11 protein-coding genes are annotated in these 11236 nt (G+C 61.0%); 7 read left to right on the top strand and 4 right to left on the bottom strand.

Going from position 1 to position 11236, the window contains the following annotated elements; genetic code table 11:
- Position 1 precedes the first annotated feature (1 nt).
- The 3 genes from ACN2XU_RS11860 to ACN2XU_RS11850 all read right to left on the bottom strand — a co-directional run bounded on the left by ACN2XU_RS11860 (position 2) and on the right by ACN2XU_RS11850 (position 2896).
- On the bottom strand, positions 2-469 hold the full coding sequence (locus ACN2XU_RS11860) for a FixH family protein (RefSeq protein WP_419410656.1): 468 nt from the start codon (positions 467-469) through the stop codon (positions 2-4).
- Positions 469-1893, bottom strand: a complete 1425-nt coding sequence (gene ccoG, locus ACN2XU_RS11855; protein ID WP_419410655.1) for a cytochrome c oxidase accessory protein CcoG — start codon at positions 1891-1893, stop codon at positions 469-471. Before ccoG ends, ACN2XU_RS11860 begins: the two co-directional genes overlap by 1 nt.
- 94 nt (positions 1894-1987) lie before the next feature.
- Positions 1988-2896 carry a LysR family transcriptional regulator gene (locus ACN2XU_RS11850; protein ID WP_419410654.1) on the bottom strand — a complete coding sequence of 303 codons (909 nt, stop codon included), beginning with the start codon at positions 2894-2896 and terminating at the stop codon, positions 1988-1990.
- Between the two features lie 130 nt (positions 2897-3026).
- Here ACN2XU_RS11850 and ACN2XU_RS11845 point away from each other — a divergent pair, with 130 nt between their 5' ends.
- Entirely contained in the window at positions 3027-3197 is a 171-nt protein-coding gene (locus tag ACN2XU_RS11845; RefSeq protein ID WP_419410653.1) for a hypothetical protein, read from the top strand.
- A 325-nt stretch (positions 3198-3522) separates the two neighbouring features.
- On the opposite strand, the gene ACN2XU_RS11840 is transcribed toward ACN2XU_RS11845, so the two are convergent.
- The gene (locus ACN2XU_RS11840) at positions 3523-4170 is read right to left on the bottom strand and encodes a TetR/AcrR family transcriptional regulator (RefSeq protein WP_419410652.1); all 648 of its coding nucleotides are present in this window, start codon (positions 4168-4170) and stop codon (positions 3523-3525) included.
- Positions 4171-4299: 129 nt separating this feature from the next.
- On the opposite strand from ACN2XU_RS11840, the gene ACN2XU_RS11835 reads away from it, so the two are divergent.
- From ACN2XU_RS11835 to ACN2XU_RS11810, 6 genes are all read left to right on the top strand, one after another.
- Positions 4300-5133, top strand: coding sequence for an FAD binding domain-containing protein (locus ACN2XU_RS11835; protein WP_419410651.1), 834 nt, complete (start codon positions 4300-4302; stop codon positions 5131-5133).
- Positions 5130-5630, top strand: a complete 501-nt coding sequence (locus ACN2XU_RS11830; protein WP_419410650.1) for a (2Fe-2S)-binding protein — start codon at positions 5130-5132, stop codon at positions 5628-5630. The genes ACN2XU_RS11835 and ACN2XU_RS11830 overlap by 4 nt, the downstream gene beginning before the upstream one ends.
- Positions 5627-8008 carry a xanthine dehydrogenase family protein molybdopterin-binding subunit gene (locus tag ACN2XU_RS11825; protein ID WP_419410649.1) on the top strand — a complete coding sequence of 794 codons (2382 nt, stop codon included), beginning with the start codon at positions 5627-5629 and terminating at the stop codon, positions 8006-8008. Before ACN2XU_RS11830 ends, ACN2XU_RS11825 begins: the two co-directional genes overlap by 4 nt.
- A gap of 48 nt (positions 8009-8056) precedes the next feature.
- Positions 8057-9109, top strand: coding sequence for a C4-dicarboxylate TRAP transporter substrate-binding protein (locus ACN2XU_RS11820; protein ID WP_419410648.1), 1053 nt, complete (start codon positions 8057-8059; stop codon positions 9107-9109).
- 77 nt (positions 9110-9186) lie between these two features.
- A complete protein-coding gene (locus ACN2XU_RS11815) occupies positions 9187-9753 on the top strand; it encodes a TRAP transporter small permease subunit (RefSeq protein WP_419410647.1) in 567 nt (188 codons plus the stop codon).
- Complete coding sequence (locus ACN2XU_RS11810) at positions 9750-11081, top strand: TRAP transporter large permease (RefSeq protein WP_419410646.1); 1332 nt, start codon at positions 9750-9752, stop codon at positions 11079-11081. Before ACN2XU_RS11815 ends, ACN2XU_RS11810 begins: the two co-directional genes overlap by 4 nt.
- The last annotated feature ends 155 nt before the right edge of the window (positions 11082-11236 follow it).

Raw genomic sequence — 11236 nt, 5'->3', positions numbered from 1 at the left:
CTCAGCCTCCGATTGTCATTTCCAGACGTTGCTCGAACGGGATTCCGTCAAGCGAAACAGCCTTCAGCCAGACGTCCCAGTTGCCCGGGTGCAGATCGACATAGGCGACGTATTCCCTGCCGTTGTAGTTGAAATCCGGGTTCAGGTCATCGCTTACGTTGGTTGGACGGCCGACCTTGGCTTCCAGTTTTCCGGCCTGCACCGGGCGCCCGGCCTCATCGGTGATCGAGAGCAGCAGCATGCCATCATCCAGCGTCGCCTTGATATCCCAGCCAAGGGATTCCTGCGCCGCCTTGCGATCGTTGAAGGTCTGGCTGGCGACGTAGGAGTTCGCCACCTCCAGCCCCGGAAAGGTTTTTACGGCGTTGTAAGCCAGCGCGAGGTTCACCGCGATGATCACGCCGAAAGCCCCGCCGAAGATGCCCAGCACGTGCCAGCCTGTCAGTTTGCGTTCTTTTGCCTTCGCCATCAGTTGGCCCTTCCGTTGAAGATGGTATCCTTGTAGGCGCGGTCGCCGTTGGTCAGATCCTCGACCCAGACGCGGACGTCCTCACGCTCGCTTTCTGCCGGTTCGGACCCGCGTGGGGCAATGATAAAGACCTTCTGCAAATAGGTCTCGTTGGCAGGCACGGTGACCGTTTCATAGGGGGTGCCTTCCAGCTGGATCCGGAAGAATTCGTTTCCGCTCAGGGTGATCCGGAACGGGCGATCCTCTCCGTGCTTGTTCAGAAGGCGCACGTCATAGCTGTTGCGGATGGAGCCATCCGACAGGGTGACGAAGGTCGGATTGCGCACCGGGGCGACGGTCAATTCGATCTCAGGTCGGATGAAGAGGGCAAAGACGAGGCCAACCCCGACAAGCGACCATAGCGTAGTGTAGAGGATCACCCGCGGCCGGAAGATGTGTTTCCAGACCGAGCGCGGTTCGTGGCCCGCGCGTTCGCGTGTCTCATCCGACAGGGCGAGATAATCGATGAGGCCGCGCGGTTTGCCCACCTTGTCCATGACATCATCGCAGGCGTCGATGCACAGCCCGCAGGTGATGCAGGCCATCTGCTGGCCGTCGCGGATGTCGATACCCATCGGACAGACGTTGACGCAGGCATTGCAGTCGATGCAATCGCCAAGCCCCTCACGGGCCTTGCCTTTTCCGCGCGGCTCACCGCGCCATTCGCGATAGCCGATGGTCAGGGTGTCTTCGTCCATCATCGCGGCCTGAATACGCGGCCAGGGGCAGGCATAGATGCAGATCTGCTCGCGGGCAAAGCCGCCGAAGAAAAAGGTGGTCAGGGTCAGGATCAGCATCGTCGTATAGGCGACAGGATGGGCGTTACCGGTCACCAGATCCACGGCGAGCGTCGGCGCGTCGGTGAAATAGAAAACCCATGCGCCCCCGGTGGCGAGCCCGATCAGGAACCAGATCGTCCATTTGGTAAGGCGCAGGCGGATTTTGTGGGCGTCCCAGTTTTTCTGGCGATGAAGGCGCAGGCGGGCGTTGCGGTCGCCTTCAACCCACCGTTCGACGAGGATGAAGAGGTCGGTCCAAACGGTCTGTGGGCAGGCATATCCACACCACACCCGGCCTAGCGCCGAGGTGAAGAGAAAAAGGCCAAGCCCCGCCATGACCAAAAGCCCGGCAACAAAGTAGAATTCGTGCGGCCAGATTTCGATCCAGAAAAAGAAGAAGCGGCGCCCGGCAAGGTCCAGAAGCACCGCCTGATCCGGCAGTTCCGGACCGCGATCCCAGCGAATCCAAGGGGTTATATAGTAAACGCCCAGCATCAGCGTGAGCAGGACCCACTTCATGTTGCGGAAGTTGCCCGAAACGCGGCGGGGAAAGATCGGCTCGCGTGCTTGGTAGAGGCTCGGTGCTGGGGGTGGGGTGTCAGACACGGGGAATCGCTCGCTTGGGTCGTGTTGGTTGCCAGTCTTTTCACAGCTTGCGCGGTCGGACTCTTTGACCTGCATCAATATCTGCATCTTTGATCTAGCTTTTCGGGACGCGGAGGCCTTCACCATTTCCGGAGCCCGCCGCTTCCCTGCGCAGCCAGGCCAGGAAATCGCGCAGCGGCGGGCGGTGCACACCGGGACGGGTAACCAGATAGTAACCCTTCTTGCGCGCGTCCTGAAACAACACTTTGAGCCGCCCGGCGCGCACATCATCCTCCACGAAGACACCTGCGACGATGGCCACGCCCTGATCCTGCCGGGCGGCCTCCAGCATCATGTTGCCGGGCAGCGCGGTCATGCCGTGACCGGGCGAGCGGGTGACGCCATTCTCGGCCAGCCAATTGTTGGCCTCGTTGGTGCCAAGCTCCTGGAGCCAGTGATAGTCCTCCAGATCCGCAGGGCTGGTGATTTCCTTGCCGCTGACCAGCCGTGGAGAGGCAACAACGACGATGGGCGATCTGACCAGAAGCTCGGCTTCCAGACCGGGCCAGTCCCCGGAGCCATAGCGCAGGGCGAGATCAATACCGCCGGGTTCGAGCGGTTTGACTGCCGCCGTGGGGTCCAGCATCAGATCAATTTCCGGGTGCTTTGCGCGAAAGCTGCTCATGCGCGGCATGAGCCAGGCCGAGGCGAAGGTCGGTGTGGTCGAGATCTGCAAGGCTCTGTGCGCGTCGGCGCCGGTCAGCGCGTCGATGGTCTGGACGATCTGACCAAAGCCTTCATTCAGGCTATGCGCCAGAGTCTCGCCCTCGGCGGTCAACACCAGCTTGCGCCCGGACCGGTTCAGCAAAGTCACGCCCATGTGTGCCTCTAGGCTGCGCATTTGTTGGCTGATGGCGGCGTGGGTCACGTTGAGCGCCCGCCCGGCGGTCTCGACAGAGCCGGTGTCGGCATAGGCCGCAAAGGCGCGCAGGGCGCTGAGAGGGGGCAGGCTGGTCCAGTTCATATGTTAGTTCAGTTTACATTTCAGAATTTTTGCTGAGTCGTCCGAAAACCGGGAATGGACCATAGATAGACGCACATACATCAATCAACGAAAGGATAGACCGTTGTTCAACGTCTTTGCAAAAACTTTCATGACTGCTACGCGGACCTCGTCGGAGTTTCGCGATCGCCAGACCCTGCCAAAGCTGCGCTGGAGCAAGGAGGACCTGCCGTTCTGCACCCCCGCGGGCGGCAGTCTGCCAAGCGTGCGACGCTTTGATCCGATAACAAAGCGTGGCGGATGCGGCGCGGCGGACGATTGACCCCAAGACGCGGGGCGGGCTGCAGAGCAAAAGCCGCTTCAAGCTGTAATCACCCGGCGATCGGCAGCCCTGCTGCATCCACTCTTTTGCGGCAGGGAATTGGCCGATCCCAGCGCGGCACTTGAGCCCTTGTGGAATCCGCGATCCCGGCCAGACGCGTGTTCGTGCCTGACGGTGAGGCCGTCGTTTTCGGCATTGGGCGATCAACCGGGCGATCCGGACCTGATGCGGCAACCATTGGCGCGTGTCACGGAAACATGTCTATCCGATCTTTTGTTCGGGACAGCGAAGCGGCCCTCCAAGGTCCGGCACCGAATAAAGACGTTTATCGGTCCTCGGTGTCGATATCGAAGAACTGGAGATATTTTTCGATCGCCCGCGCGATTTCGTCCTCCGGTTTGTCCGGTTCGGGCATCTGGTATATGTGTTGGCGTATGCCGATATAGACGATGCCGCCATGCAGGTTCCAAACGTCTTCCATCTTTGGCAGGGTGCCCGTGCGCGCCATGGCCTGTGTTTCAACCAGGAGAGGCATCAGGATCACGTTCGCCAAATGGTCGAGATAGCGTTGGTTCAGCGATGCGCCGGCAAGCCCCGAGAACATAAAGATGCGCATCCAGTCCCGCTCAAATATCAAGGCGCTGTATTCGCTGTAAAAGGCAAGAAGGCGTTGGCGCAGCGGTACGCTGCGATCTGTCAGGCGTTCGGGCCAGTCGGGTGACAGACGACCAATATAGACTTTTTCATACACCGCTTCGATCAGCTCGTCCTTGGTCGCGAAGTAGTTGAAAATAAGCGATTGTGTGACGCCCAGACGCCGCGCCAATTCGCGCGTCTTTCCGTCCAGCCCAACCTCCGCGAAAAACCGCACAGCTTCGTCAATGATCTGTTGGCGACGCTCAGCCGGAGGCAGGCGCTTCCGCGTGGCGCCCTCGTCGCCATCGCTGGCGGGTTTGTCGACGTGTCCGTGCATTGTGCGCCCTCGGGATTTTGGTAGTCGCAAAAATTTCTGCTTGCAACGACTCAGTTTTAAAGATCATCTGCTCAATACAATTGATCAAGCGCTTAATAAGGTGCGGGTCACAATTGAAGGGAGGACGCCATGAAGGCATCAGCGGGCGGTTATGCCCGGGCCGAAAGCGTGCGGCATGCGCTTGATTTGCTGGCCGGCTCAGACGGTCAAGGGCGTGTGCTGGCAGGCGGGCAAAGCTTGATCGCAGCGATGAACATGCGCCTGTCGGTTGGTGATCTGTTGGTCGATATCTCGAAGATCAGCGACCTTTCGGGGATTTCCGTCGAGGGCGACACGCTTCGGATTGGCGCGCTGACCCGCCACGCGAAAGTCGGCTCTGATCCGCAGGTGAAAGCGCACGCGCCGCTCTTGAATGACGCCGTCATCCATATTGCCCATGCCGCCATTCGCAACCGTGGCACAATCGGAGGGGCGCTGGCCCATGCCGATCCGGCGGCGGAATTCCCTGCCTGCGCTCTGGCGCTTGGCGCAACGATGCATGCAGAAGGGCCGGACGGTCCGCGCACCATTGCTGCGGAGGATTTCTTTGAAGAGGTTTTCACCACGGCACTGGACGAAACCGAGATCCTGACCGCCATCACGGTGCCCATCGCAGAGCAAAACGAGGTTCATATCCTCGAAGAGGTCGCGCGCCGTTCGGGCGATTACGCTCTGGTCGGGTTGTGTCTTGTCAAACGCGCGGCGGGCCATCGCATCGCACTTTTTTCGGTCGGACCAAGACCGGTATTGGCAAGCGGGGCAATGGTCGCGCTTGACGCGGGTGACCTCGAAGCCGCCGTCGCGGCCCTGGCTGAAGACATCGATCCGCCGTCTGACACGCAGGCTAGTGCAGCCTATCGTCGGCATCTGGCCGGTGTGCTGCTGCGCCGTGCCGTCGCGCGCCTGGAAGGAGACAAGGCATGACCGGGATGTTTCGTGAAAGCGTGGACGTGTCCCTGACCGTCAATGGAGAACCGGTCGAGGCGCGTGTTCCCGCCGGCCAGCACATGATTGATTTTCTGCGCCTCCAGTTGGGCCTGACCGGCGCGCACGCCAGTTGTGAGCATGGCGTTTGCGGTGCCTGCACGATTCGCGTGGATGGAGACGCGGTGCGGGGCTGTCTGATGCTGGCGGCGCAGGCGGATGGCGCCGAGGTCTGGACCGTGGAAGGTCTGACGGAAACCAACGCGATCGCGGACCTGCAGGATGCGTTCGTGGCGCGCAACGCATTGCAATGCGGGTTTTGCACGCCGGGCATGCTGGTCGCTGCAGAGGAGTTGCTGTCGAAAGGCGGCGTGCCGAGCCGGGCGGAGATCCGCGAGCACCTGTCGGGCAATTACTGCCGCTGCACGGGTTACGAAGCCATCATCGACGCTGTCGAAAGCGTCGCGCATGGCCGCACCGGAAAGGCAAAAGCATGACGATTGCATTCAACAATCCCGACCGCCCGAATTCCTACATAGGCAAGACCGTGCCGCGCCCGAACGCCGCCAAGCTGGTTCAGGGTCGTGGCCGCTATGTCGATGACATCGTTCTGCCGCGTATGGTGCACGTGGCGTTTTCCCGCTCGCCCGTGGCGCATGCAAAGATTGGGACCATTGATCTTGACGAAGCAAAGAAAGTCAAAGGCGTCCTGCGTATCTTTACGGGCAAGGATCTGGCCGAGGTCTGCACCCCGTGGGTCGCTGTTCTGGCGCATCTCAAAGGGCTGAAATCGCCGCCCGAACATCCGCTTGCCGTGGACCGGGCCTGCTGGGTCGGGGAACCGGTCGTGGCCGTTGTCGCCACGACCCGTGCCGCTGCCGAGGAAGCGTCATCCCTGGTGATGGTCGATTACGAAGACCTGCCTGTCGTGACGGATACGATGAGCGCACTGGACAAGGACACACCGGTCATTCATCCCGAATTGGGTGACAACCTCGCCTTTCAGCGCCTGCACGAGGAAGGCGACGTCGACGCGGCGTTCGAGGGCGCACACAAGGTCATATCGGCCAGTTTCCGAACCGCGCGTCATACCGGTGTCACGCTGGAGCCGCGTTCGATCCTTGTCGATTGGAACCCGGCAGACCAGCAGATGACCGCGTATCATGCGACGCAGGCGCCGCATATGATGCAGACCGTCCTTGCCAAGCATCTCGACATCTCCGAAAGCCGTGTGCGTGTGATTTGCGGGGACGTGGGCGGATCCTATGGCATCAAGGTACACGTCTATCCCGACGAGGTGGCGACAGCCGCCATTGCAAAAGTGATGGGTCGCCCGGTCAAGTTCATCGCCGATCGCCTGGAGAGCTACACATCGGATATCCATGCCCGTGATCACCAGATCGAGGCCAGGATCGCGGTCGATGAAAATGGCAGGATTCTTGCCATGGATGTCGATGACTGGACCGGGATCGGGCCTTATTCGGTCTATCCCCGCACCTCCGCAATCGAAGGCAATCAGGTCGTCAACCTGTGCGGCGGCCCGTATGATTTCGCCAATTACCGCGCACAGACCACGGTGGTGTTCCAGAACAAGGCGCCAACCTGTCAGTACCGTGCAGTCGGCCACCCCATCGCCGTGGCGATCACCGAGGGATTGGTCGATATGGCAGCGGCCGCACTCGGCATGGACCCGGTCGAGATCCGGCGGCGCAACATGTATGCCGACGATGCGTATCCGGTGACGTCGCCCGCCAAGATGCGGTTCGAAGGCCTGTCTCATCATGCGTCGATGGACAAGCTGATGGAGATGATGGACTACGACGCGCTGCGCGCCGATCAGGCCGAAGCCAGCAAGCAGGGCAAGCATCGCGGTATCGGCATCGCCAGCTTCATCGAACTCACCAACCCGTCGCCCTTCATGTACGGCATTGGTGGCGCGCGGATCTCGGCGCAGGATGGCTGTACCGTTCGAATGGACCCGGATGGCTCGGTCGTTGCGCTTTCGGGTGTGACAGAGCAGGGGCAGGGCACCGAGGCGATGCTGAGCCAGATTGTGGCCGAAGGGGTCGGCGTCAAACCATCGAACGTGCGGGTGGTGACCGGCGACACGCAGGTCACACCTTACGGTGGCGGAACATGGGCCTCGCGCGGCGCGGGTATCGGCGGCGAGGCGGCTTTGCAGGCGGCCCGAGCGCTGCGCGGCTCGATTCTTGAGGTCGCGGCTGCCATGCTTCAGGCGGATGCGGCAAACCTGGATATCCGCGATGGTCAGGTGGTTGACGCGGGCAGTGGAGACGTGCGGATGCCGCTCGAAGAACTGGGGCGGATCGTGTACTTCCGGGGCGATACCTTGCCCAAGGATCTGCCGCGCGAACTCGTTCAGACCCGGCACTTCATCACGATGGAGTATCCGTTCGCCTTTACCAACGGGGTTCAGGCCTCTTACCTGGAGGTCGACACCGACACGGGCGTCGTGACCCTGCTCAAACATTGGTGCGTTGAGGATTGCGGGCGCGTGATCAATCCACAGCTGGTTGATGAGCAGATACGGGGAGGCATCGTACAGGGCCTTGGTGGCGCGCTCTACGAGGAAATCCACTACGACGAGGATGGCCAGCTGCTCAATGGCTCCATGGCCGACTACCTTGTGCCGATGGCCGCAGAAATGCCGGACATGCAGATCGGTCACGTGGAAACGCCCACCAAGGAAAGCGAATTGGGAGCCAAAGGCGCAGGCGAGGCCGGAACCGCCGGCGCCCCTGCCGCCGTGATGAATGCGATCAACGATGCCCTGCGCCCGCTTGGGGCGCAGGTGACGGAAATGCCCTTCACGCCGGAACGTATCCTGCGGGCATTGGGAAAGATACAAGACTGAACCAAAGGGCGCCGGGGGAGCGGCGCCCGATCAAAGGGAGGAACCCGAATGAAACTGACTGCCCTCACGACGGCCACGGCCGTTCTCTTCGGTGGCGCTGCGTTTGCGCAGCAACAGATCACCGTCAACATCGGCTCGTCGCATCCAGAGGCCAATATCTGGGTCTACGCAATGAAGAACACCTTTCAACCCGAGGTGAACCGGATCCTTGCCGAGAACGGCAACGCGTATCAGGTGAACTGGGCCGAGAGCTACGCCGGGACGCTTTACAAGTTCACCGACACCCGCGAAGCGGTCATGGACGGCATCGTCGATGTCGGCATGGTCGGCACGGTGTGGGAAGGCGCGAACATGCCGCTTCAGAACGTGACTTATTTCACGCCTTTCGCGACCGAAGATCACCGCATGATCATCGAAATTTTCGACGACCTTTCGGAAAACCTGCCGGAACTGAAGAACAGCTGGGCCGAGAACGGCATGGTGCACCTGTCGTCGCTGATCACCGACAGCTATGACATCTATGGCACCTTTCCGGTCAACACGATGGCGGACCTGCAGAACCGCAAGCTGAACGCGCCGGGCACCTCGGCCAACTGGCTGCGTGAAACCGGTGCGACCCCGGTCGATGGGGCGTTGACCACTTACTACACCAACATCCAGACCGGCGTGACCGAAGGCACCCTGTCCTTTGCGTCGGGTATCCTGCCGACCCGCGTCTATGAAGTCGCGCCGGAACTGACCCGCGTCGGTATCGGCTCGATGTATTTCGGCGGAATTGCCGCGAACAAGGACTTCTTCGACGCATTGCCCGCGCCGGTTCAGGCCGCGTTCCGCGAGGCAGCCCAGGCAACCTCGATCGCCCATGGCGATTACGTGGGTGATCTGGCGGCACGCGCGCTGGACGAAATGCAGGCGGCGGGTCTGACCATCCACCAGCTGTCCGATGCGGAAAAGGCCAAGTGGGTCAACGGCCTGCCCAACATCATTGAACCGTGGTTGGAACAGACCGGCGATGCGGGCAAGACTGTGCTCAAGGCCTATTTCAACGCTCTGCGCGACCGCGGCGCAACACCGCTTCGGAACTGGGACGAAGGTCTCTGAGAGCGCAATACGAACAAAGCGCCTGCCGGGCTCCTTGGGATCGGGCGGGCGTACCCTTGGCAGCAGGACGCCCGGCAATGAGCAATGAAGACACATCAGAGTTGCAGGAGGACCGCTTTGTTCCGGCCTTTTCGCAATCTCCGTATGGCGCGGTTCTCGGATCGGTTGCGGCGGCCATGTCTGCGGTCGGCACGGCCAGCATCGGTGCGCTGATGCTCCTGATCGTTGCGGATGTGATCGGAAGAAACTTTCTCGATGCGCCCATCACCGGTGTATCGGAGATTGCTGCCCGCGGGGTCGTTGCCATCGTCTTCTTGCAGGTGCCAGCCGCAATCCTGCAGCAGCGTCTGACCCGCGCCGATTTTCTGGTTCGCCGTCTGAAGAGCTCCAGCCCTCTGTTGGTGGCCTGGCTTGAGGCGCTGTTCTGTCTCGCCGGTGCCGTTGTCTTTGCCCTGGTCTTCTGGGCCTCATGGCCGAAATTCCAGAGCGCCTGGCTCAGCGCCGAGTTCTTCGGGGTGCAGGGGGTCTGGACCATTCCGACCTGGCCATTCCGCGCCATCACCGTCGTTGGCTGCGCAGTCGCTGCGCTTGCGGCGCTTTACAGAGCGCGCAAAGAAATCCGCAGCGTCAGGAGCACGGCATGACGACCTTGACCATCGGCTTCATCCTCATCGCCGTGTTGATCGCGCTTGTGCTGCTGGGGATGCAGATCGCCTATGCATTGTTTGGCGTGGCTTTTGCCGGGATCTGGATCATTCGCGGCAATATTGACCTGTCCTTTCGGATGCTCGAACTGACCGCCTATTCGGGGATTGCCGACTACCTGTTCGCCACCATTCCGCTGTTTGTCTTGATGGGGCTTTTGGTCAGCGTGTCCAATGTCGGGCGCGACACCTTCGAAGTGGCGGAAGAGCTGTTGCGCCGGATGATTTGCGGTCTTGGCGTCGCCACAGTTGCCGCAAACACGATCTTTGCCGCGGTCACTGGCGTGTCGATCGCCTCGGCGGCGGTCTTCACCCGCGTCGCGGTGCCTGAAATGACCCGCCACGGCTATCGCCCCGCGTTTTCTGCTGGCACCGTCGCCGGGTCGTCGGTTCTGGGAATGTTGATCCCGCCGTCGCTGTTGCTGATCATCTACGGCGTTCTGGCCGAGGTTTCGATCGGCGGAATGTTCATTGCGGGCATCATTCCCGGATTGATGCTGGCGCTGGGGTTCGTCGCCATGCTGATCGGAATCACGATCGCCTTTCCCGGTTTCGTGCTGAATGATCCGGACGCCGTGCGCGAGCGACGGCTGGACCGTGATTTCACACCGATGCCGCTGAAACAGCTTTTTCTCAAACTGCTGCCCATCGTCCTGCTGGTCATCCTGGTTCTGGGCGGACTGTACACCGGGTTCTTCACCCCGACGGAGGCAGGCGGTATCGGCGCATTTGGTGCCTTGATCGTCGCGCTGTCCCGCCGCAGCCTCGATCGGCACAAATTGTGGCAAGTGATGAAGCAGACCGGTGTGATTTCGGTGTCCATCCTGTTGCTTTTGGTCGCAGCATCCTTCTATTCGCGGATGCTGGCCATCGCAGGACTGCCCAATGCCATCGCGGGTCTGGTCGCGGGCTCCGGCTTTGGCCCGATGGGGTTCCTGTTCTTCTACGCCATGATCATCCTGCTGATGGGAATGATCCTCGACAGCACGTCGATCCTGTTGATCATGGTGCCGATTGCTGCGCCGATCGCACAGGGCCTTGGGCTCGACCTCATGCACTTCGGCATCGTGACCGTGATTGCGGTAGAGATCGGCCTTCTGACGCCGCCCTTCGGGATTTCGGTCTTCACGGTTCACAACACGCTGAATGATCCGGATGTCTCGGTTGAACAGATCTTTGCGGCCACCTTGCCGTTCATCGCCGTCATGCTCGTGGTTCTTGTGATCGTGTCACTTGTGCCCGCGACCGTGACCATGTTCCTGTCTTGACGGGACGAAGGCCAGCTTGATCCCGCTGCGCAGGCGATCATGACGCGTCCGGTGCTCAGCGCGCTTCATTCAAGACATTGCGCCGGTGTTGGGCCCTGTAGAAGGCGTCCGTATCCGGGCTGTCAGTTGGTGCGCGTCAGGTCCGGCTTCGGCCT

The organism is Pacificoceanicola niger (assembly GCF_048553275.1).
Classification (GTDB): domain Bacteria; phylum Pseudomonadota; class Alphaproteobacteria; order Rhodobacterales; family Rhodobacteraceae; genus Pacificoceanicola.
The sequence above is the reverse complement of the archived record's forward strand: the minus strand, read 5'-3'. Positions and strand labels throughout refer to the sequence as shown.

Excerpts from the sequence above, each read along its gene's own strand:
- ACN2XU_RS11815 (WP_419410647.1), top strand. The coding sequence starts at position 9,187 with ATGAGCAATGAAGACACATCAGAGTTGCAGGAGGACCGCTTTGTTCCG.
- ACN2XU_RS11825 (WP_419410649.1), top strand. The coding sequence starts at position 5,627 with ATGACGATTGCATTCAACAATCCCGACCGCCCGAATTCCTACATAGGC.
- ACN2XU_RS11850 (WP_419410654.1), bottom strand. The coding sequence starts at position 2,896 with ATGAACTGGACCAGCCTGCCCCCTCTCAGCGCCCTGCGCGCCTTTGCG.
- ACN2XU_RS11840 (WP_419410652.1), bottom strand. The coding sequence starts at position 4,170 with ATGCACGGACACGTCGACAAACCCGCCAGCGATGGCGACGAGGGCGCC.
- ACN2XU_RS11845 (WP_419410653.1), top strand. The coding sequence starts at position 3,027 with ATGACTGCTACGCGGACCTCGTCGGAGTTTCGCGATCGCCAGACCCTG.
- ACN2XU_RS11835 (WP_419410651.1), top strand. The coding sequence starts at position 4,300 with ATGAAGGCATCAGCGGGCGGTTATGCCCGGGCCGAAAGCGTGCGGCAT.
- ACN2XU_RS11810 (WP_419410646.1), top strand. The coding sequence starts at position 9,750 with ATGACGACCTTGACCATCGGCTTCATCCTCATCGCCGTGTTGATCGCG.
- ACN2XU_RS11830 (WP_419410650.1), top strand. The coding sequence starts at position 5,130 with ATGACCGGGATGTTTCGTGAAAGCGTGGACGTGTCCCTGACCGTCAAT.
- ACN2XU_RS11860 (WP_419410656.1), bottom strand. The coding sequence starts at position 469 with ATGGCGAAGGCAAAAGAACGCAAACTGACAGGCTGGCACGTGCTGGGC.
- ACN2XU_RS11820 (WP_419410648.1), top strand. The coding sequence starts at position 8,057 with ATGAAACTGACTGCCCTCACGACGGCCACGGCCGTTCTCTTCGGTGGC.